The sequence below is a fragment of the Lentzea sp. JNUCC 0626 genome, assembly GCF_043632865.1.
GTDB lineage: Bacteria > Actinomycetota > Actinomycetes > Mycobacteriales > Pseudonocardiaceae > Lentzea.
Genome location: NZ_CP171635.1, coordinates 9,831,992 through 9,851,511 on the forward strand (window position 1 = coordinate 9,831,992; position 19,520 = coordinate 9,851,511).

At 68.9% G+C, this 19,520-nt stretch carries 21 protein-coding genes; 7 read left to right on the forward strand and 14 right to left on the reverse strand.

Features of this window, described 5'->3' with window-relative positions:
* Positions 1 to 21: 21 nt before the first annotated feature.
* A complete protein-coding gene (locus JNUCC0626_RS46325; protein ID WP_394616956.1) occupies positions 22 to 882 on the forward strand; it encodes a patatin-like phospholipase family protein in 861 nt (286 codons plus the stop codon).
* On the opposite strand, the gene JNUCC0626_RS46330 is transcribed toward JNUCC0626_RS46325, so the two are convergent.
* The 7 genes from JNUCC0626_RS46330 to JNUCC0626_RS46360 are packed head-to-tail and all read right to left on the reverse strand — an operon-like array spanning position 871 to position 6,920.
* A complete protein-coding gene (locus tag JNUCC0626_RS46330) occupies positions 871 to 2,187 on the reverse strand; it encodes an LLM class flavin-dependent oxidoreductase (protein WP_394616957.1) in 1,317 nt (438 codons plus the stop codon). The two genes, JNUCC0626_RS46325 and JNUCC0626_RS46330, sit on opposite strands and share 12 nt — an antisense overlap.
* Positions 2,184 to 2,846: an ABC transporter ATP-binding protein gene (locus tag JNUCC0626_RS46335; RefSeq protein WP_394616958.1), complete on the reverse strand. Its 663-nt coding sequence runs from the start codon at positions 2,844 to 2,846 to the stop codon at positions 2,184 to 2,186. The genes JNUCC0626_RS46330 and JNUCC0626_RS46335 overlap by 4 nt, the downstream gene beginning before the upstream one ends.
* On the reverse strand, positions 2,822 to 3,655 hold the full coding sequence (locus JNUCC0626_RS46340; RefSeq protein WP_394616959.1) for an ABC transporter permease: 834 nt from the start codon (positions 3,653 to 3,655) through the stop codon (positions 2,822 to 2,824). The genes JNUCC0626_RS46335 and JNUCC0626_RS46340 overlap by 25 nt, the downstream gene beginning before the upstream one ends.
* Complete coding sequence (locus JNUCC0626_RS46345) at positions 3,652 to 4,674, reverse strand: ABC transporter substrate-binding protein (RefSeq protein WP_394616960.1); 1,023 nt, start codon at positions 4,672 to 4,674, stop codon at positions 3,652 to 3,654. Before JNUCC0626_RS46345 ends, JNUCC0626_RS46340 begins: the two co-directional genes overlap by 4 nt.
* A complete protein-coding gene (locus JNUCC0626_RS46350) occupies positions 4,674 to 5,630 on the reverse strand; it encodes a TauD/TfdA dioxygenase family protein (RefSeq protein WP_394616961.1) in 957 nt (318 codons plus the stop codon). Before JNUCC0626_RS46350 ends, JNUCC0626_RS46345 begins: the two co-directional genes overlap by 1 nt.
* Positions 5,631 to 5,674: 44 nt before the next feature.
* Positions 5,675 to 6,790 carry an ROK family transcriptional regulator gene (locus JNUCC0626_RS46355; protein WP_394616962.1) on the reverse strand — a complete coding sequence of 372 codons (1,116 nt, stop codon included), beginning with the start codon at positions 6,788 to 6,790 and terminating at the stop codon, positions 5,675 to 5,677.
* Between the two features lie 40 nt (positions 6,791 to 6,830).
* Positions 6,831 to 6,920 carry a putative leader peptide gene (locus JNUCC0626_RS46360; RefSeq protein WP_322789012.1) on the reverse strand — a complete coding sequence of 30 codons (90 nt, stop codon included), beginning with the start codon at positions 6,918 to 6,920 and terminating at the stop codon, positions 6,831 to 6,833.
* Between the two features lie 213 nt (positions 6,921 to 7,133).
* Between JNUCC0626_RS46360 and JNUCC0626_RS46365 the strand changes: the two genes are divergently transcribed.
* The gene (locus JNUCC0626_RS46365) at positions 7,134 to 8,861 is read left to right on the forward strand and encodes a discoidin domain-containing protein (RefSeq protein ID WP_394616963.1); all 1,728 of its coding nucleotides are present in this window, start codon (positions 7,134 to 7,136) and stop codon (positions 8,859 to 8,861) included.
* On the opposite strand, the gene JNUCC0626_RS46370 is transcribed toward JNUCC0626_RS46365, so the two are convergent.
* Complete coding sequence (locus JNUCC0626_RS46370) at positions 8,858 to 9,763, reverse strand: aminoglycoside phosphotransferase (protein WP_394616964.1); 906 nt, start codon at positions 9,761 to 9,763, stop codon at positions 8,858 to 8,860. The genes JNUCC0626_RS46365 and JNUCC0626_RS46370 overlap by 4 nt on opposite strands.
* A 234-nt stretch (positions 9,764 to 9,997) precedes the next feature.
* On the opposite strand from JNUCC0626_RS46370, the gene JNUCC0626_RS46375 reads away from it, so the two are divergent.
* The 3 genes from JNUCC0626_RS46375 to JNUCC0626_RS46385 are packed head-to-tail and all read left to right on the forward strand — an operon-like array spanning position 9,998 to position 12,376.
* Positions 9,998 to 10,576, forward strand: coding sequence for an RNA polymerase sigma factor (locus JNUCC0626_RS46375; protein WP_394616965.1), 579 nt, complete (start codon positions 9,998 to 10,000; stop codon positions 10,574 to 10,576).
* Positions 10,573 to 11,418, forward strand: a complete 846-nt coding sequence (locus JNUCC0626_RS46380) for a hypothetical protein (RefSeq protein WP_394616966.1) — start codon at positions 10,573 to 10,575, stop codon at positions 11,416 to 11,418. Before JNUCC0626_RS46375 ends, JNUCC0626_RS46380 begins: the two co-directional genes overlap by 4 nt.
* Positions 11,419 to 11,461: 43 nt before the next feature.
* Complete coding sequence (locus JNUCC0626_RS46385) at positions 11,462 to 12,376, forward strand: alpha/beta fold hydrolase (RefSeq protein WP_394616967.1); 915 nt, start codon at positions 11,462 to 11,464, stop codon at positions 12,374 to 12,376.
* Here JNUCC0626_RS46385 and JNUCC0626_RS46390 read toward each other — a convergent pair.
* A complete protein-coding gene (locus JNUCC0626_RS46390) occupies positions 12,286 to 12,792 on the reverse strand; it encodes a hypothetical protein (protein WP_394616968.1) in 507 nt (168 codons plus the stop codon). The genes JNUCC0626_RS46385 and JNUCC0626_RS46390 overlap by 91 nt on opposite strands.
* A gap of 47 nt (positions 12,793 to 12,839) precedes the next feature.
* Positions 12,840 to 14,363: a WS/DGAT/MGAT family O-acyltransferase gene (locus JNUCC0626_RS46395; RefSeq protein ID WP_394616969.1), complete on the reverse strand. Its 1,524-nt coding sequence runs from the start codon at positions 14,361 to 14,363 to the stop codon at positions 12,840 to 12,842.
* Positions 14,364 to 14,585: 222 nt separating this feature from the next.
* On the opposite strand from JNUCC0626_RS46395, the gene JNUCC0626_RS46400 reads away from it, so the two are divergent.
* Positions 14,586 to 15,404, forward strand: coding sequence for an esterase/lipase family protein (locus tag JNUCC0626_RS46400; protein ID WP_394616970.1), 819 nt, complete (start codon positions 14,586 to 14,588; stop codon positions 15,402 to 15,404).
* Here JNUCC0626_RS46400 and JNUCC0626_RS46405 read toward each other — a convergent pair.
* The 4 genes from JNUCC0626_RS46405 to JNUCC0626_RS46420 all read right to left on the reverse strand — a co-directional run bounded on the left by JNUCC0626_RS46405 (position 15,401) and on the right by JNUCC0626_RS46420 (position 18,637).
* Positions 15,401 to 15,547: a hypothetical protein gene (locus JNUCC0626_RS46405; protein ID WP_394616971.1), complete on the reverse strand. Its 147-nt coding sequence runs from the start codon at positions 15,545 to 15,547 to the stop codon at positions 15,401 to 15,403. The two genes, JNUCC0626_RS46400 and JNUCC0626_RS46405, sit on opposite strands and share 4 nt — an antisense overlap.
* Entirely contained in the window at positions 15,535 to 16,677 is a 1,143-nt protein-coding gene (locus JNUCC0626_RS46410; protein ID WP_394616972.1) for a glycoside hydrolase family 28 protein, read from the reverse strand. The genes JNUCC0626_RS46405 and JNUCC0626_RS46410 overlap by 13 nt, the downstream gene beginning before the upstream one ends.
* A 65-nt stretch (positions 16,678 to 16,742) precedes the next feature.
* Positions 16,743 to 17,654, reverse strand: a complete 912-nt coding sequence (locus JNUCC0626_RS46415; RefSeq protein WP_394616973.1) for a hypothetical protein — start codon at positions 17,652 to 17,654, stop codon at positions 16,743 to 16,745.
* Positions 17,655 to 17,665: 11 nt separating this feature from the next.
* Positions 17,666 to 18,637, reverse strand: coding sequence for a DUF2332 family protein (locus JNUCC0626_RS46420; RefSeq protein WP_394616974.1), 972 nt, complete (start codon positions 18,635 to 18,637; stop codon positions 17,666 to 17,668).
* A 103-nt stretch (positions 18,638 to 18,740) separates the two neighbouring features.
* Here JNUCC0626_RS46420 and JNUCC0626_RS46425 point away from each other — a divergent pair, with 103 nt between their 5' ends.
* Complete coding sequence (locus tag JNUCC0626_RS46425; protein ID WP_394616975.1) at positions 18,741 to 19,499, forward strand: enoyl-CoA hydratase/isomerase family protein; 759 nt, start codon at positions 18,741 to 18,743, stop codon at positions 19,497 to 19,499.
* The last annotated feature ends 21 nt before the right edge of the window (positions 19,500 to 19,520 follow it).

Sequence of the window (19,520 nt, forward strand, 5' to 3'; positions counted from 1 at the left end):
CTCGCTTTAGGATCACCGGACGTGACGATCGAACTGCCAGGACCAGTCGGGTTCGTGCTCGGCGGCGGGGGAAGCCTCGGCGCCGCGCAGGTGGGCATGCTGCGGGCGCTGCACGAGCACGGCGTGAAGCCCGATCTGGTGGTCGGCACGTCGGTCGGCTCGGTCAACGGCTCGTTGCTCGCGCTGGACCCGGACAAGGCGTTCGAACGGCTCGCGCTGCTGTGGGAGGGCATGACCCGGCCGCGCGTGTTCCCCGGCGGGCCGATCGCGCAGCTGAGGTCGTTGCGCACCAACAAGACCTACCTCTTCCCGAACACCGGGCTCGCCTCCGTGCTGGAGGACGGGCTCGGCGGCTGCGCGTCGTTCGCGGACCTCACGCTGCCGTTCGGCGCGGTGTCGGTGGACTGCGTGACCGGCGAGGCGGTGAACATCACCGAGGGCGAGCTGGTGCCCGCGATCCTCGCCAGCGCGGCGATTCCGGGTGTCTACCCGCCGGTGCGGATCGGCGACCGCGTGCTCTACGACGGCGGCGTGCTGGCGAACGTGCCGATCCGCCAGGCGCTCGCGATGGGCGCGAAGTCGTTGGTGGTGCTGGACTGCGCGTTCCCCGGCCACCTGCCGACCGTGCCGGAGACGCTGGCCGAGACGTTGCTGTTCTGGGCGACCCTGGGCATGCGCAACCAGGCCGTGCTGGAGGTCGAACTCGCCTCGCAGAGCACGCCGGTGCTGTACCTGCCGGGTGCACCCGTGCAGGCCGTGACGCCGTTGGACTTCTCGCACACCGCGGAACTGGTCGAGGCCTCCTACCAGGCCTCGACCACGTTCCTCACGACGCTGGAGATCGCGGGCGTCGGGCTGTACGGGCACCCGTCACACGGGTAGCGCCGCGAACTGGCTCGCCGGGCGCGGCAGGCCGTAGTGCTCGCGCAGGGTCGTGCCGGTGTAGTCGGTGCGGAAGAGGCCGCGCCGCCGCAGGATCGGGAGCACGTCTCCGGCGAAGCGTTCCAGACCGGACGGCAGCACCGCGGGCATGATGTTGAACCCGTCCGCGGCGCCTGCCCGGTGCCACTGTTCGAGCTGGTCGGCGACCTGGACCGCGGTGCCGGCGAACGTCTTGTGGCCGCGGCCGCCGCCGAGCCTGCCGATCAGCTGCCGGACGGTGAGGCGTTCGCGCCGGCCCAGTTCGACGATCAACGTGTAGCGGGACTTGGCGCCCTCGATCGCGGCCTCGTCCGGCAGGTCGGCGGGGAGTTCCTCGTCCAGTTCGAGGTGCTCGACCTTGAGCAGGCCCGCGAGCTGGCGGGCGGCGTGCTCGTGGACGATCAGGCGTTCCAGTTCGGCGTCGAGGGCGTGCGCTTCTTCCTCGGTGGCACCGATGACCGGGACCAGACCGGGGAGGATCTTGACCTCGTTCGGGTCGCGGCCGAACTCGATCGCCCGGCGTTTGACGTCCTGGTAGAACGCGACGGCGTCCTCCAGCGTCTGGTGCGCGGTGAAGACGGCCTCGGCGTGCCGGGCGGCGAAGTCCCTGCCGTCCTCGGAACTGCCCGCCTGGACGAGCAGCGGGTAGCCCTGGGGTGAGCGCGGGAGGTTGAGCGGGCCGCGGACCTTGAAGTGCGGGCCGACGTGGTCGACGGTGTGGACGCGGTCGTCCAGCGCGTGCACGCCTTCCGCCTTGTCGGCGACGATCGCGTCGTCGTCCCAGGAGTCCCAGAGCTTCTTCGACACGTCCACGAACTCCGCGGCCCGGTCGTAGCGGGTCAGGTGCGCGGGCTGGGCGTCGAGGCCGAAGTTGCGGGCCGCGTCGTCGCCCGCCGTCGTGACGATGTTCCAGCCCGCGCGGCCGGCGCTCACGTGGTCGAGCGAGCTGAACCGGCGGGCCAGGTTGAACGGGTCGTTGTAGGTGGTGGACGCGGTGGCGATCAGGCCGATTCGTGTTGTCACGGCGGCGATCGCGGTCAGCAGGATCGTGGGTTCGATCCGGCCGGACGGGCGGCGGCTCGGATTTCCCCACAGCACGGGGGAATCCGCGAGGAACACCGAGTCGAACTTGGCGTCCTCGGCGATCTGCGCGATCCGCTGGTGGTAGGCGATGTCGATGTGCGCCAGCGGTTCCGACTCGGGCAGCCGCCAGGATGCCTCGTGGTGGCCGGTGTCGTGGATGAAGAGGTTGAGGTGCAGCGTCATGCCGGTGCTCCGATGCCGAGTGCGGACAACAGGTGCGTGCGGTCGGCGTCGTGCGCCGGGAGGTCGAGGCCGATGCGGCCGTCCTGCAGGACGAGGACGCGGTCGGCGAGTTCGATCGCCTCGTCGACGTCGTGCGTGACCAGCAGGACGGCGGGCCGGTGCTTGGCGCACAGTTCGCGCAGCAGGTCGTGCATCCTGATGCGGGTCAACGCGTCCAGCGCGCCGAAGGGTTCGTCGGCAAGCAGCAGGCGGGGTTCGCGGACGAGGCAGCGGGCGAGTGCGACGCGTTGCTGCTCGCCGCCGGAGAGTTCGGCGGGCCAGGCCTTCTCGCGGCCCTTGAGTCCGACTTCCTCCAGTGCTGCCTCGCCCTTGCCCGGTTTCACGCCGAGTTCGACGTTGTCGAGGACGCGCAGCCAGGGGAGCAGGCGGGAGTCCTGGAACGCGACGGCGACCTCGTGCGGCACTTCGAGGGTGCCTTCGCCGGTGACGTCGTGGTCGAGTCCGGCGATGGCCTTGAGCAGCGTGGACTTGCCGGAACCGCTGCGGCCCAGCAGGGCCGCGAACTCGCCGGGTGCGATGGTGAGGTCGAGGTCGTCGAGGATCCTGCGGTCCTGGAACTGCCTCGTGAGGCCGTTCACCCGGACAGCGTGCGTCGCCATGCCAGCGCCCTCCGTTCGATGATCCGCAGCACCGCGTCCGAGACGAACCCGAAGAGGCCGTAGACGACGAGGCCGACGACGATCACGTCGGTCTGCCCGTAGTTCTGGGCCTGGAACATGAGGTAGCCGATGCCGCTGGTGGCGTTGATCTGCTCCAGCACCACGAGCGACAGCCAGGACGCGGTGACGGCGAGCCGGAGCCCGAGGAAGAACCCCGGCAGTGCGCCGGGGAAGACGACCTTGCGCACGTACTGGGCGCGGCCCAGGCCCACGGCTTCGGCGAGTTCGACGTAGCGGCTGTCGATGCTCGTGAGTGCCGCGTAGGTCTGGAGGTACATGATCGTCGCGATGGTCACGGCGATGACGACGATCTTGAATTCCTCGCCGATGCCGAGCCACAGGATCAGCAACGGGATCAGGCCGAGCGACGGGATCGCGCGCTTGACCTGGACCGTGCCGTCGATCAACGCCTCGCCGACGCGGCTCAGCCCGGACGCGATGGCGAGCAGTGTTCCCGTTGCGGCACCGAAGAAGAAGCCGAGCGCGGCGCGTTGCAGTGACGTGAGGATGCTTTCCGGGAGCTTGCCGTTCCCGGTCAGCTCGATTCCTGTGTGGACGATCGTCCACGGGGCGGACAGGATGCGCGGGTCGAGCGCGCCGGTCGCGGAGGCGACGCTCCAGACCGCGATGATCAGCGCCGGGCCGAGGACCCGTCCGTACGGGATGGGTTTGCCCAGTCCCAGGCGTGTGCGGCGGGCCGGGGCGGCCGGAGTGGCGACGGCGGCGGGGCGGTCGAGCACGTGGGTCATGTCCGGCTCCGGTACTTGGCGTCGACGGCCTCGGCGGCGACCTTCTCGAATCGGCGGTCGAACAGGCCGGTGACGTCGAACTTCTCCACGAAACCGCCTTCTGCCAGCAGATCCGCGGTCTCCTGCTCCCACTGGATCGCGCGGTCCCAGTTCGTGGGGAACGTCAGCGGCGGCGTGGACTGCACGATGCGGTCGCCGTCGGCTCTGGAGACGTTCTGGTCCTTCACGTAGTAGTGGTCGACCCACTTGTCCGGGTTCTCGTAGCTCCACACCGTGCCGCGCGCCCAGAACGGGATGAACGCCTTGATGGCGGCCAGTTTCGCGGGGTCGTTGAGGACCTCGACCGGCGCCCACAGGACCGTGAGCAGGTCGACGGAGTTCATCGGGATCGCGGTCGCGTCCGGGTACTGGCCGAGGTACTTGGTCAGCTGGGGTTCGGCGAGCACGGCCACGTCGACCTGGCCCGCCTGCACGGCGGTGAGGAACTGGTTGCTGGTCAACGGGATCAGCTCGACGTCGCTGATCTTGAGGCCGAGCTCCTTCAGGGTGCGCAGGACGACCACGCCCTGCGCCTGGCCCTGGCTGAACGCGATCTTCTTGCCCTTGAAGTCCTGCAGCGACTTGACCGTCGAACCCGGCTTGGTGGCGTAGGTGTACAGCGGCTTGTCGCGTTCGCCGACCGCGACGATCTTCGTCTGCAGCCGGGTCGCCTGGGCCTGGATCGGCGGGATGCCGGCGTTGGCAGCGAGGTCGACGGACCGCGCGCGGAACGCCTGGATGACGTCCGGCCCGGCCTGGATGTTCGGCCAGTCGCTGACCTGGAAGGGGAGCGTGCCGAGCTCGCCGTTGGCTTCGAGTTGCTTGAGCGTGGTGCGGATGGAGATCGACAGCTTCGTGTCGGGTGGCGGGGGTGTGGTGGGCAGGTCGCCGAGGACCTGCTGCGTGGTGGTGCCGCCCGCGGAGCACCCCGCGGCACCGAGAGCCGCGAGGCCGAGCAGCAGCGAACGTCTGGTCGGCATCAGTCCACCACCACGGCGTGGTCGGCGGTGAACGGGCGGCCGGCGAGCAGCGTGGACTCGCGGCCGTCCGGGCCCACCGGAGTGTCGCCGATGAGCGTGACGCGGTGCAGGGTGCGCTGGACGTCGAGGTGCTCCAAGTCGCGCGGGGCGAGGTGGGCGGTGGCGCGGTTGTCCCAGAACGCGACGCTGCCGGGCTCCCAGCGGAACCGCACGGTGTACTCGGGCCGGGTGAGCTCGGCGTACAGCAGGTCGAGGATCGCCTTGCTCTCCGCGGCCGACACGCCCACGACGTGACTGGTGAAGCCCGGGTTGACGAACAGGCCCTTCTCGCCGGTGACGGGGTGCACGCGCACGACCGGGTGTTCGGCGACGAGCAGGTTGTCGTTGACGCGCTTGGCGTACGCGCCGTCCGCGACCTTCACGGAACCGCCGTAGCGGTGCTCGGCCCTGAGTTCGTCCACAAAGGACTTGACGGGCTGGGAGAGCCCGTTGTAGGCGGCGACGAGGTTCGTCCACGTCGTGTCGCCGCCGATCTCGGGCACCACTTCGGCGCGCAGGATCGACGCGGCGGGCGGGTTCACGGCGGCGGTGACGTCGGTGTGCCAGCCCGCGAAGTAGCTGTACTGGCGTTTCTGGGTCTGCTTGAAGTCCTTGCCGTAGCGGTCCTCGTACCGGCGCGGGTCGATCGTGAAGATCTCCGGGAAACCGGTCGGCGGGGCGTCGTCGTGCGGGTGGGCGTAGGTGAGTTCACCGAACTGGCGGCCGAACGCGATCTGGCTCGCGTGGTCCAGCTCCTGGTCGCGGAAGAAAATCACCTTGTGCTCGTGCAGCGCCTTCTGGACGGCCTCCAGCTCAAGTGCGCGAAGTGGCCGGGAAATGTCGATGCCCGAGATTTCCGCGCCGATGTGCCCGGCGATCGGCTTGACGGTGAGCGTCTTTTCCTGGACTGAGGTCATGGCACAAGCGTGCAGTTCAGGGGTTCGAAGTGTCTATTTTCTGCTCAGGGAAAATAAGTCGTTCCACCGTAGATGTCGCTGAGCACGACGCTGCCGGCGGCGACGCTCAGAACGTCACTGCCGAAACTCGTCTGAATGACGTCGCCCTTGCGCTCGTGGATTTCCGCTGTCAATTCGTTCCAGCATCCGGGAATGAGGATCGCGCCCGCCTCCACGACCACGAGCACCTCCGGGTTGATCACGTCGAGCAGCAGCTGCGCCGCCTGCCCGACGAGCCGCGACCGGCGCCGGAACAACTCGACCGCGCGCTGGTCGCCGCGTCGCCCCGCCTCGATCAGCAGGTCCAGCAACGGTTCCGCGATGATCCCGAGCCGCGCGGCCCGTTCCGCGAGCGTCCGGTTCGACGTCGCGGCCTCCAGACAGCCCCGCCGCCCGCACGGGCACGGCGTGTCGTCGTCCCGCAGCCGCAGGTGCGCGATCTCGCCCGCCGCGCCACCCGGACCGCTGTGCACCGACCCGCCGGTGACGATGGCCGCGTCGACCACGTTGCCCACGAACAGGTGCACCAAGCTGGTGCGGGCTCTGGGATCAGCCCCGAAGAGCTGCTCGGCCCGCGCGAGCGCCCTCGAGTGCGACTCGACCTGAACTGCCATGTCGAGCGCGGTGGTCAGGAACTGCCCGGCCGGAACGTCCTTCCAGCCGAGCTGACTGTGCTCCACGATCGTGCCGTCGTCGATCCGCCCGCCGGTGGCGAGCCCGACCCCGATCGGCACCCGGTCGTGCCGGCGCAGGAACGCGGGCACCCGTTCGGCGATCCGCCGCAACGCCTTCGCCGCGTCGGGCCGCCGGTGCGGCTCCCGTTCCTCGGCGAGCACCCGCCCGCGCAGGTCCACGAGCGCCAGAGTCGTGTGCCCGTAAGCGATGTGCACCCCGCACACCACGTGCCGGTCCACGTCGATGTCCACCGGCACGTGCGGCCGCCCGATCGTCACCCGCGGCACCCGCGCGTCGACCTCGCGCACCAGCCCGCGTTCGGCGAGTTCGGCGTACTGCTTCGTGACGGTGGCGGCGCTCAGCCCGGTGAGGCGGGCGATGGTGCTGCGTGCGACGGGTCCGTGGTCCAGCACGGACCTGAGCACGGTGGCGGCGGTGCGGCTCATGCGTCCCTCCCCTTCTTGCGGGGGTTCGGCTGCTCTCCGGTCAGGCGAAGGCTGGCACGGCACAGATCGCGCTCGCCTGCCGACGGAGGTCGACGTGACGGCGCGTGCTGAGCACGGATGCCTGGGACACGCCTCCGATGCTGACATCCGGCGAGGTTCTCGGCCAGGCCGCCCACGTGGTGAGACGCGGGAAGACATCGGCTCATTCGGGCAAGATCTGCTGTGTTCGGTCATGTAACGCCATCAGACCTCCGATGAACTCTTGAAGTGGTGCTCGGATCGGCGTAGACCTGGGCACATCTTCCTTCCGCCGCGGGGAGCCCGTCCGTCAGGAGGCTCGCTCGTGCGGAGAACGTTGCGTCGGCTCGGCGTGGTGATGACCGCCGTCCTTCTCGTTGCAGGCGTGAGCCTTCCGGCGCGCGCCGAGGTGCTGCACCCGCGCCAGGACTGGCTGCGGGCGGCCACGTCCGGGCTGTTCCTGCACTGGGGGATGCGGACGAGTCCCGGCTACACCAGTTGCGCCGCTTGGGAAGCCGCCGTCACGGGTGGCGGGTGGAGCGCGCAGTACTGGGTGGACGAGGCGAAGAAGCTGCACGCGCAGTACATCGTGCTCGCGTCGTTCCACAGCAGGCTCGGGTACGCGCGGGCGTGGCCGTCGGCGATTCCCGGCAGTTGTGCCACCAAGCGGGACTTCCTCGGTGAGCTGATCGACGCGGCCTCGGCTCAGGGGGTGAAGGTCGTCAACTACATGACCGACGACCCGCAGTGGCACGACGAGGGCGGGCACGAGTGGCTCGACTCGGCCGGGTACTCGAAGTACAAGGGCAGGACGGTGAACCTGCAGGAACGGCCTGGGTTCGGGCAGTTCAGCTACGACAACTTCGTCGAGGTCATGCAGCGCTACCCGAAGCTCGCCGGGTTCTGGATCGACAACGACAACGCGTACTGGGAGCAGAACGGCCTGTACGAACGGATCCGGCGGGAGAGGCCGGACATGGTCCTCAGCAACAACAACGAGGACACCGCGATCATGGACACGATCAGCAACGAGCAGAAGACCGGCATGACCCCGAACTACGACTACCCGCAAGCGGTGTACACGGCCGCGCCGAGGCTCATCGAGGCGTGCTTCAAGCTGCCGAGCACCGGTGCGTGGTGGTACTCGGGTTCGAACTCGTCCGTCGACCACAAGCTCACGCTCGGCAGGCTGATCACCAACGCCGGCAGCGACGTCAAGGCGTTGATGGCGGAGACCGCGATGGTCAACGGGAAGTTCCCGTCGAACCAGGCCTCGTTCAACACCTTCGCGAACACCTACCTGGGCGACATCTGGGAGTCGATCGGCGGCACCTACGGCGGCGGCTACCTGCACGGCGGGCTCAAACCGGGGTTCTGGAACGACGGCGCGCACGGCGTCACGACCGTCTCGAAGTCCAACCCCGACAACCACTACGTGCACGTCATCACCAAACCGTCCGGCAGCACGTTGAAGGTGCGTGACAACGGCTACAAGGTCAGCCGCGTCACGAACCTGCGCACCGGAGCCGTTGTGCAGTGGACGCAGGCGGCGGGCACGATCACGCTCACCGGCTTCGCGAACTGGGACCAGTACGACACGGTGTTCAAGGTCGAGACCGCAGGCCGGGCAGGCATCATCCCGCCGTCGAGCTACACGATGAGCGCGTCGGCCTCCGGCTCCGGCCACCCGGCCGCGCACGCCGCCGACGGCGACTACCAGACCTATTGGGACGCAACGGGTGCGGGCACGGTGTCGCTCAGGTTCGACCTCGGCAGCGCGCAGCAGGTCTCGTACGTCGCGCTGAACCAGCGCGAGGACTCCACCACCTACCCGGCGTCGAACTCGGCGCGGCTCAAGAACTACACCCTGTACACGTCCGACAACGGCACCACCTGGACCAAGGTCAAGTCGGGCTCGTTGCCCAACCACCGCGGCGTCCAGTTCCTCGACCTGCCCGCGAACACGACCACCCGGCACGTCCGGGTGGAGAAGACCTCCAGTCAGGGCAAGGCGCAGCTGCGGATCGACGAGGCGTGGCTGGGGCAGTTCTAGCAGGTGAGCACGCGCTCGATGTTGTGGTCGGCGATCGCCCGCATCGCGTCCCGGTGCGGGAAGTCGCCGTCCAGCAACCGAAGCGGACCCTCCACGAGGGACAGGTGCTGCGCCAGCCGGTACAGCGAGAGCCGCGCGGGGTCGAGTCCGGGCGCGAGGCGGTAGTGCGGGCCGAACCGCAGCTCCAGGAACGCGTGCTCCCACTCGACGTCGAAGAACATCACGCCCTCGATGTCGATCAGCACCGGCCGCGAGTCCGCCACGAGCACGTGGTCGGGGCCGAGTTCGCCGTGGATCAGGCCGTACCTGGTGCGCGGTTCGATCACCGCATGTCGTTCGTGCAACTGGGTTTCCAGGCGGGCGCGGTCGGCGGCGATGCGCGGAACCCGCTCGCAGCACACCTCCAGATGCCCGAGAGCCCTCTGCAGCACCACGTCCGGCACCGGTGGCGCGTCCAGCGGTTGCAACGCGCTGGGGCGGCCGTAGCGCGGGCTGGTGTGCCGGTGCATGCCCATGACGTCGTCCCACAGCCGGTCCACGGCGTCGGCGTCGTGGTCGAGCAGCTTCTCCAGGAATTCGCCGCCGAGGTCCTCGACCACGATCACGTCCCGGTCCACCAGCACGAGCCGGGGCACGGGTGCGCCCGCCTCGGCCAGGGTCGTGTGGGCGGTGAGGAACAGGTCGCGCCCGCTCGCGTTGCCGAACAACGGGTCCGGTTCGTGCTCGGGCCAGTAGTCCTCGTCCGGACGCCACACGTAGGCGACGCCCGTCGTGCCGTCGTCGAGCGTCAGCCGGTAGACGCCTTTCTTGCTGCCGCCGTGCAGCCGGGCCACGTCGTGCAGTTCTCTGCCGTACGCCGCCTGCGCGATGCCCGCGAGGTCGGCCACCCCCAGATGTGCCACGCTCCGCGACGATAGCGGTATGACGCGGAACGTTGGCGAGGTAATCCACGCTCAGCAGGGCGCCTCGCGGCACCGCCCCCACGCCCCCGTACTACCAGTACGAGGACGTGGGGGCGGTACCACGATGCACCCGTCTGACCGCGCATTCCCCCGGCAACGTTCCGCGCCACACCGCTGGCGAGAGGCGCGTGAAACTGGTGCCAACAGTTCTGGGGCGAGCGGACACGAACAGACATGACAACCGAAGACCCTGACGACCGCGCGCTGTGGTCGCAGGCCGCTGGGGGCGGTGCGCACGCCTTCGGGGTGCTGTTCGACCGGCACGCGAAGGCGGTCTACAACCACTGCTTCCGGTTGACGGCCTCGTGGGCCGAGGCCGAGGACCACCTGCAGGCCACGTTCCTGCTGGCCTGGCGCAAGCGCGCGGACGTGCGGCTCGAACGCGAGTCCGCGCTGCCGTGGCTGCTCACCGTCGCCACCAACGTCGTGCGCAACGAACAGCGCTCGCTGACCAGGCGCCTCAAGAACCTCAAGCGCGCGACCCACGACCACACAGTGCCCGACCACGCCGACCTGGTGGCCGAACGGCTCGATGACCAGAAACGGATGCGTGACCTGCTCGCCGCCGTGCGCAAACTGCCGCGCAACGAACGTGAGGCGTTCGCGCTGTGCGTGTGGTCCGAGGTGTCGTACGCCGACGCGGCGGCCGTCTTCGGCATCACCGAGGGCAGCGTCCGCGCGCGGGTCAGCAAGGCCAAGGCGAAGCTCCAGCAGCACCACCGCGAACTCGTGCCCGCAGGGGAGGACCGATGACCGACATGCTCCCGCCCACCCGCGACCTGCCTCCCGGCAGCCACACCCGGATCCGTGCCGAGGTCGAACGCGCCGTCACCGGCCGCACCAAGCGCCGCCTGCTGTTCCCGGTCCTCGCCGGGGTGGCCTCGGTGACCGCGGTCGCGACCAGCGTGGCGCTGCTCCCTCCGACGCCGGGATCGCCCGCTCCGGCCGTCCAGATCACCAGCACCCCGCTGGAAACGCCGAAGGCACCGGACTTCGGGGTGCCGGAGGAGACCGTCAAGGCGATCGAGGAGGGCTGTGGGCGGATCGCCGGGGCCGGCGACGCGAAGCTGTACCAGCTGGTCGACGGCCAGGTCCGCTTCGCGTTGCTCTACAGCGGCAGTTCGGCGCTCGACTGCACTCTCGGTGTCGGCGGCATGGAGTACAACTCCGGCTTCGCGGGCACCGAGGTGAAGTGGTTGCCGGGGCACTACTCGGTCGAGCTCAACGGCGCGAGCGCCGGTGGCGACCACAGCCTGAAGCCGATCTACCGAGGTGTGCCCGGCAACCGCACCGTCGCCGGCCGGGTCGACGACCAGGTGGCGCGGGTGACGTACACGATCGACGGCCAGACCGTGGACGCCAGCATCGCCAACGGCACGTTCCTCGTCCGGATGTACTACCCGTCGGACTGGCAGATCCCGAACATCGACGACCAGGGCGTCCTGCAGTTCTACGACGCGGCGGGCACCCTGCTCGGCACCGGCGCCGACGTGTGGAAGAAGTGCTACGTCGACCCCCAGGGCAAGGTCGTCCAGGGCAACCGGCAGGCCGATCCGGCGACGTGCGTCCCCGCCACCCCGTGGAAGCCGAGGTAGAGCGCACTACCACCTGGTCAGTTCAAGCGACATACTGGTTGGTATGACGACTGTGGCGCACTTCGGCGGGACCAGCCACCACGCGGACCTGGGCGGGCCCGTGCACTGGGTCGACTTCGGCGGACCGGCGGACGGTCCCCGCGTCGTGCTCGTGCACGGGCTCGGCGGCTCCCACCTCAACTGGGTGCTGCTCGCGCCGTTGCTGGCGCAGAAGGCCCGCGTCACGGCCGTCGACCTCGCCGGGCACGGCCTCACCAACCCGGAAGGGCGCGAGACCACCGTCCAGGCGAACACGAAGTTGCTCGGCCGGTTCCTGCGCGAGGTCGTCGACGAACCGGTGATCCTGGTCGGCAACTCGATGGGCGGGTTGATCTCGCTCTTCCAGACCGCCTACGACCCCGAGCTGGTCAGGGGCCTGGTGCTGGTCGACCCGGCGTTGCCGATGGTGCTCGGCACGCGGCCGGACCCGACGATGCTCAGCACGTTCTTCCTGTACTCGGTGCCGGGCCTGGGGGAGCGGTTCCTCGCGAAGTCCCGGGCATCGTCGCCGCGCCGGCAGGTCGAACGCCTGCTGGAACTGGTGTGCGCCGACCCGTCCGGCATTCCCGAGGAGCTCAAGCAGGCCAGCGAGCACCTGATCGGCGAGCGGGCCAAGGTCGACGGCCTCGACAAGGCGTTCCTGGCGGCCGCGCGCAGCGTCGTGTTCACGAGCTCCAGGCGCGGCGCCTACTACGCGGCGATGGGGAAGATCCGCGTGCCGGTGTTCCTGATGAGCGGCGACAAGGACCGGCTGGTCAACGTCGCCGCCGCCCGCTACGTGGCGCGCAAGTACCCGCACTGGCGCTACGACGAGTTCGCCAACATCGGTCACGTGCCCCAGATGGAGATCCCCGAGGTCGTGTCCGAGAGGGTCTTGGCCTGGATGGACGCCAACCGCCTGAGCACGTCCGCGAGCTGACCGAGGGTGAGCCGCTCCCGCAGCACGGGGGCGGCTCCGGTCAGCACGAAGTGGTCGTCGTGCTGCTCGACGCCGGTGAGCTCGATGCCGCGCGGCAGCTCCGGCACGGCGAACACCTTCGCGGGCAGCCACCTGTGCGGCCGGACGTGCAGTTCGCTGCCGACCAGCTGGATGGTCAGCGGTAACCAGCTGAACGGTTGCAACTCCGGGATGTCGGCCTTGTCGACCTCGACGCGGAACTCGACCGGCGACGCCACCAGCACCGCCGGCGGGTTGACGTGCACGTCCCGGCACACGACCGTCGCGCGGCGGGCCCGCCAGCGCGACCACCGCACGTCCTCCAGCTCGACCCGGACGTCGTCGAGCTGACCGAGCGCCAGTCCCAGGGCGCCCAGCCGCGCGTCGAGTCCAACCACGGTCAGGTGCGCCTCGTGCGCACCCGCCTGGATCGTCAGGTCGTGTCTCAGGCCGTTGACTCCGGCTTCACGCCGTTCGTGGCGGCCTTCGTGGTCGACCGCACGGCACGGGGCTTGGGGGCGGGCTTCTTGGCCGCCGGCTTGGCGGGAGTGGCCTCCACGACCTTCTCCGCCACCTCTGTCTTCTCGGCGGCCTCGGCGGCGAGCGCCACCATCTCGTCGAAGCCCGTGCGGATGCCGTCCGCGAGCAGCTGGACGTCCGGCACGCCGTCGAAGTCGGCGTTGATGCCGAACGTGAACCGGTCGAGGTAGGAGAAGATGCCGACGGTGATCCGGATCGTCGAGGCGACCGGCACGTACGGGAACATCTCCACCAGCGGGCGGCCGAGCATGTAGAGCGGGATGCGCGGGCCCGGCACGTTCGTGGTGACGGTCTGCAGGATCTGCTGCGGGAACCGCATCGCCGTGCGGGAACCGAGCGCCATCAACGTCGGCGCGGCGAAGTTCGACAGGTTCGTGATCACGTCGGCGCCCGCGGCCTGGCGCGAACTCTTCAGGTCGTCCATCTGCGCGCGGATCGACGCGAGGCGCTTCACCGGGTCCGCCTCGCCGACGGGCAGGTTCACCAGCACCGCGCTGACGCGGTTGTTGAGCTCGTTGTGCTGGTCCGCCTTGCGCATCGACACCGGCACCATGGTCCGCACGACCATGCCCTCGGTCAGTTCGCCGCGCTTCTCCAGCAGATCGCGGAACCCGCGGGTGATCGCCGTCAGGATGACGTCGTTGACCGTGCCCCCGGCGGCGGTGCGAATCTGTTTGATCTCAGCCAGGTTCGCGCGCGCCCACACCCAACGGCGGTGCGGCCCGATGGGACCGTTGAGCGACGTCGCGGCGCGCGTGACCAGACGCTTGGCCGTACCGGGAAGAGAACCGAGAACGGTCTTGCCGAAGTCCAGGATCTCGCTCAGCGACCGGACGTTGCGCGCCACGGCGGGCAACGCGGACAGGTGCTGCACCGGCGTCACCACGGCGTCGCGCACGCCGTCGATCACGAGGTCCAGAGTGGACGGCTGCTTCTCCGGCGTCCACTCCTTCGGCTCCGGCAGCACGGTCTCGGTCTTGAAGTCGAGGATGAGCTGGAGCATGTCCGTTCCGGACACTCCGTCGATCATGCAGTGGTGGACCTTGGAGATGATCGCCCAGCGACCGTCCTCGAGCCCCTCGACCAGCCACGCCTCCCACATCGGCTTCTTGTCGTCGAGCTTCTGCGCGAAGATCCGGCCCGCGAGGTTGCGCAGCTGGTCCTCCCCGCCCGGCGACGGCACCGCGGTGTGGCGCACGTGGTAGAGGATGTTGAAGTGGTCGTCGTCGACCCACACCGGGCGGCCGACGTGGAACGGCAGCGCCTTCACCTTCTGCCGGTAGCGCGGCACCTGGTCCATGCGCGCCAGGAAGAGCCGGATCACGTCGCCGTACGACGGGACCGGTCCCTCGAAGACCAGGACGGAACCCACGTGCATCGGCACGTTCTCGTCCTCGATGAAGTAGAAGCTGGCGTCCAAAGAGCTCATGCGATCCACTCGAAAAAGAGTAGAGGAGCTGCGCAAGCCAAACGACGTCCATGCAGGTGAGAGGCACTGCACACCTGTGAGGTTGCCAACGTGTTACCGGGACGTGGCGAATCGAGACTCGAAAGTACTGGCGAAAAGATCGTTCAGGAAACATCATGGACTGACTGGGCAACGCCGCCCAGGGGCGCCGGCTCGGGGTTGTCGACGTGTGGGGAGGCTCCTATGTCCGCGGTACCTCAGGACGAAGTCTTCGAAGTTCCTGCTGCCTCTCGCCTCCAGCTCGTCAGAGGCTCTGCACCCGGATTGTTCTGGTATCTCACCGAACCCACGCGCTGCGCACTCGACGTCGGTGAGCTCGTCACCACGCGGTCGACGCTGCAGGGCGCTCCCGCGGGCGACGGCCACCCGGTGCTGGTGTTCCCGGGCCTGGGCGCGACCGACTCGTCCACCGTCATGTTGCGGCGCTTTTTGTCCGGTTTGGGCTACGACGTGCACCGCTGGGGCCTCGGGCGCAACATCGGCCCCACGCGTCGCGCCGTCGACGGCATGCACGCGTTGGTGAAGAAGGTGTCCGACGACCACGGCGGCCCGGTGTCCATTGTGGGCTGGTCGCTCGGCGGGATCTTCGCGCGCGAGATGGCGCGCGACCACCCGCACCGCGTGCGCCAGGTGATCACGATGGGCTCGCCGTACAACATGAGCGATCCCGTGCAGTCACGGGCGATGCCGGCGTTCGGGTTGTTCTCGCGCCTGCACATCCCGAAGGACGAGTTCCCGCCGCCGGAGTCGACCCGGCCGCCGATCCCGGTGCCCGCCACGTCGATCTACTCCAAGACCGACGGCATCGTGTCGTGGGAGTCGTGCGTCGAGGAACCGGGGCCACGCCGGGAGAACGTCCAGGTGTCGTCGTCGCACCTGGGGTACGGCTTCAACTCCAGCGTTCTGTGGGTGGTGGCGGACCGCTTGGCGCAGGCGGAGGGTACGTGGGCACCCTTCGCCGCGCCTCCCGGCATGGTCCGCATGTATCCGCGCGCGGCCTAGCTGGTCATCGGCTTGCCGTTCGCCGTGACGTTGGTGAACTTCAGGCCGTCGACGTTCTTGACGGTGTTGGTGGTGGAGTTGACGGTGAACTTCGAGTCCCGCAGCTCCAGCCCCTTCACGTGCTCCTGAGTCAGGCCCGACACGTCGAGGACCTTGGACGCCTTGGTGCTGCTGGAGTTCGAGATCGAGAACGGCCCGAACTTCGGGACGTTGCCGCCCGTCTGCGAGTTGTAGGTCGTGGTGACGTAGACGAAGGCGCGTTCGAACGTGCGTTGACGCAGTTGAGTTTGTAGCCGTAGACGTTGCGGATGCCGCCGGTCTGCTCGGAGCCGCACGTGATGGCGCCCCAGTTGCCGTTCATGCGGCAGTTGACGACGACGATGTTCTGGCACGGCACGTTGACGCGGCGGCCGTCCTCGTCCCGGCCTGACTTGATCGCCACGTTGTCGTCGTGCGCGCCGAGGTCGCTGTTGGAGATCACGACGTGGTCGCACGACTCGGGGTCGCACGCGTCCGTGTTGTTGGCGGACGTCGTGGGGTCGGTGTGCACGTCGTCGACCGTGACGTTGCGGCAGAGCGTGGGGTGGATCTGCCAGAACTTGGGGTTCTTCAGCGTGACGCCCTGGATGAGCACGGTGTCGCAGTCGTAGGGCTCGATCAACGTCGACCGCATGTTCTTGCCACTGCCGGGAACCACCCGCTTGTCGGGCGGGGTTCCCTTGGCCACCAACGACTCCAGGTAGCTCCGGTCGCTGCCCTTGTTCCAGCTGCCGGTCGCTCCGGCGTCGAGCGTGCCCTTGCCCGTGATCGCGATGTTGGTCTGCTTGTGCGCGTAGACCATGGGGGAGCGGTTCATGCACTCGATGCCCTCGTAGCGCGTGAGCACGGTCGGGAACTTCGAGGCGTCGCTCGAGAACCTGAGCAGCACGCCGTCGGCGAGGTGGAAGTCGACGTTGCTGAGCAGGTGGATCACGCCGGTGACGTAGGTGCCTTTCGGGACCGTGACATGACCACCACCGGCCGCGTTGCACGCGACGATGGCGCGTTTGAACGCCTCGGTGTTGTCGGTCTTGTTGTCGCCCTTGGCGCCGTACGCGGTGACGTCGAAATTCCGGTCCGGGAACTGCGGCAGCCGTGTGTTCCGCACGATGTCGTTGGCGGCGGGCCAGGGCAGTTCCGGCACCGCGATCGCCCTGGTGCCGAGTGCGGGGAGGGCGATCGCGGCCACGACGGTGGACTTCATCAGCAGCCTGCGGTTGATCCTGCCGTCCATGCGTTCCTCATCTCGGGAGAGGAGTCACGGCGGCGGTGAAACACACTGTAAACGTTTGCGCCGGGTCAGCGGAAGGCGTTGCGCGTGTAGGTCAGGCTGAAGGTGCCCTTGTTCTCGAAGTAGCGGTCGAACACCGCGGCCGGGTCCGTGGCCAGGTAGCCGCGGTAGATCGGGCCGTCGTTCTGGTCGTCCCAGCCCCACGGCGCGTGCGCGGCGTTGTCCTTGCCGTTGTCACCGCGGAACGTGCCGAACGACGCGAACGTCTCCGTGTTGTTGCGGCGTGCCCACATGCCGTTGGCGTCGAGGATGTTCACGAGCCGGTAGTCGACGCTGCGGTCGTTGCCGTTCGACGGCACCTCGCCGGTGGTGGCGGGCACGTAGACCACGCCGTCGCCGCCGGGGAACTCGGCGCCGTTCCAGCGGTAGAGGCCGTGGCCCTTGGCTTCCTGGAACGTGGTGGGGCGGCCGTTGGAGAGCAGCAACGTGCCGTCGATGGTCTCGCTGCCGTTGGTGTACGGCGACCCGGCGGGGGTGTAGGAGTAGAAGTCGCTGTGCGCCACCGTGATCGCGGCTTCGAGCTTGCCGAATCCGGCGTCCTTGCGGACGGCGAGCAGGATGCCTTCCAGGTCGTTCTCGTGGGTCCTGGTGCCGAACGGGTCGGGCTGGTCGTCCCAGTCGCGCGGGTGGTAGAAGCCGTAGACGAGGAACCAGTGCGTCGAGGTCTCCGTGACGCTGTAGTAGGCGGCGCCGGTGAGCTTTGCGAGCTGGGGCTGGTTCTCCCAGTTGTTCAGCGTGTTCCAGTCGCCGTCGAAGTCCACTGTGGACAGGTAGTCGGCGTCGTAGTCGGACGAGTCGGTGTCCTGGTAGTGGACCGGCGCCCAGTGGAAGGCGAGGTCGTGATCGGTCACGGCATGGGCGGGTGCAGGGGTCAGGGCGAGCAGTGCGATCGCCACCAGACCAGCGCGGATCGTTTTCACGCCGCCGGAGGTTAGCTGTAGAGGGTGACCGTCAGGCGGGGGTTTGAGCGAAAGTCTGTCGACTCGTAGGCAACGCGCGCGAGTGGCATCGACCCGGCCGCCGCGGTCAGCGTCGTCTCGATCTCGTTGCGCTCGTCCTCGGTGAGGTACGCCCAGAACGAGCTGTGCCAGATCACCGTGTACGTGCCGCGCTCCTCAGGCGGCACGAGGTTCTCCCGCAACCACCGGCCGGCGGGGGAGCGCGCCACCTTCACGCCGACCCTGGCCGCGACCTCGACGGCGTCGTCGAGGTCCCAGCGCAGCGCGTCGTGCTCGGGCGGGATGAACGAGTGCAGGATCATCGCGTGCTTGGGGTCGGCGGGGTCGCGCGGCTGGAGGTCGCAGCCGGCCCGGTCGACGATCTCCAGCTTGGGCGGCGGCTGCGGCCCGACGGCGGCGAGGCGCACCGGCGAGTCCTGGTCGCCCCACTCCCAGCCGAGGCCGAACCAGCGGTAGTGGTCGAGGATGAGGTTCAGCCCGGCGCACGCGCCGAGTTCGAGCAGCCTGACCTTCGGCGCGCCGATCATCGTGAGTCCCCGCAGCAGGAACCCGGCCGTCTTGGGCTGGTGCTGCTGCACGGTCCGGTCGAGCGCCGCGAGGATCTCGCCCGCGTTCTCGACGATCGCCCGCCGAGCCGCGAGCCACGCGAGCAACGCCGTCGAGTCGGACTCCCCGGCCATCGCCGCCGCGTGCGCGCTCGCGAACCGCTGGCTGAGTTCCGGCGCCTTGCCCGACAGCATCAGCAACCGCACACCCGCGAGCGCCTGGATGCCGAACAACGGGCTGTGCACGGCGCTGTGCGAGCACAGCAGGTCCGCCACCGGCCCGCCCCGGTCGAGCTCGCTCGCCAGCTCGGAGAGGATGCGCGCGGACACCGGCGCACTGGTGCGCAGGCGCACCGCGAGCGTGCGCAGCGTCGAAGCGCCGATGGCGGCCGCGGTCACGTTCCCTCCCCTTCTCGGCAAGGCACTTTACAAGGGCGTGAACGCATTCCTGCCCATATGAGACCTCGCGTGCCGTGAGATACCGATCGGTATCGTGCGGCGGGTGAGCGAGTTCCTGGAACTGACCGCGTCCGGCCCGGTAGCGACGTTGACGATCAACCGCCCGGCCAAGCGCAACGCCATGTCCCACGACATGTGGTCGGCGCTGCCCGGCCTGATGGCCCGCGTCGCCGCCGCCGACGACGTCCGCGTGCTGGTCATCCGGGGTGGCGAGCACTTCTCCGCCGGTGCCGACATCGCCGAGTTCGGGTCGTTGAGGCGGGGTCCCGAGGGCGCCTCGCACTACGGCGAGGCGGTGCATTTGGGCGAACGCGCCATCTCCCAGCTCGGCAAACCGACGATCGCCGCCGTGTCCGGGTTCTGCGTCGGCGGCGGCTGCGAGATCGCTCTCGCCTGCGACATCCGGGTGGCTTCCGTCGACGCCCGGTTCGGCATCACGCCCGCGAAGCTCGGCATCGTCTACAACTTCACCTCCACCAAGGCGCTGGTGGACGCGGTGGGCCCGGCCTGGGCGAAGCAGATCCTGTTCTCGGCGGACCTGATCGACTCGGCCACGGCGTTGCGGATCGGGCTGGTGAACGAGGTCGTCGAGTCCTTGGACGCTCGGGTGAAGGAGCTGTCCGAGCAGATCGCGGGGCGGGCGCAGGTGTCGGTGCGGGGTGCCAAGAAGATCATCAACTCGATCACGGACGGCGGGCACGAGGACGACTTCGTGCGGGCCCTGTACGCGGAGGCCGCCTCCAGCGCCGACTACGCCGAGGGCGTGACGGCGTTCCTGGAGAAGCGGCCTCCGCGGTTCTGAGGGCTGGCTAGAACACCGCTG

Excerpts from the sequence above, each read along its gene's own strand:
- JNUCC0626_RS46350 (WP_394616961.1), bottom strand. The coding sequence starts at position 5,630 with ATGACCTCAGTCCAGGAAAAGACGCTCACCGTCAAGCCGATCGCCGGG.
- JNUCC0626_RS46380 (WP_394616966.1), top strand. The coding sequence starts at position 10,573 with ATGACCGACATGCTCCCGCCCACCCGCGACCTGCCTCCCGGCAGCCAC.
- JNUCC0626_RS46395 (WP_394616969.1), bottom strand. The coding sequence starts at position 14,363 with ATGAGCTCTTTGGACGCCAGCTTCTACTTCATCGAGGACGAGAACGTG.
- JNUCC0626_RS46385 (WP_394616967.1), top strand. The coding sequence starts at position 11,462 with ATGACGACTGTGGCGCACTTCGGCGGGACCAGCCACCACGCGGACCTG.
- JNUCC0626_RS46355 (WP_394616962.1), bottom strand. The coding sequence starts at position 6,790 with ATGAGCCGCACCGCCGCCACCGTGCTCAGGTCCGTGCTGGACCACGGA.
- JNUCC0626_RS46330 (WP_394616957.1), bottom strand. The coding sequence starts at position 2,187 with ATGACGCTGCACCTCAACCTCTTCATCCACGACACCGGCCACCACGAG.
- JNUCC0626_RS46340 (WP_394616959.1), bottom strand. The coding sequence starts at position 3,655 with ATGACCCACGTGCTCGACCGCCCCGCCGCCGTCGCCACTCCGGCCGCC.
- JNUCC0626_RS46410 (WP_394616972.1), bottom strand. The coding sequence starts at position 16,677 with ATGGACGGCAGGATCAACCGCAGGCTGCTGATGAAGTCCACCGTCGTG.
- JNUCC0626_RS46400 (WP_394616970.1), top strand. The coding sequence starts at position 14,586 with ATGTCCGCGGTACCTCAGGACGAAGTCTTCGAAGTTCCTGCTGCCTCT.
- JNUCC0626_RS46375 (WP_394616965.1), top strand. The coding sequence starts at position 9,998 with ATGACAACCGAAGACCCTGACGACCGCGCGCTGTGGTCGCAGGCCGCT.
- JNUCC0626_RS46335 (WP_394616958.1), bottom strand. The coding sequence starts at position 2,846 with ATGGCGACGCACGCTGTCCGGGTGAACGGCCTCACGAGGCAGTTCCAG.
- JNUCC0626_RS46345 (WP_394616960.1), bottom strand. The coding sequence starts at position 4,674 with ATGCCGACCAGACGTTCGCTGCTGCTCGGCCTCGCGGCTCTCGGTGCC.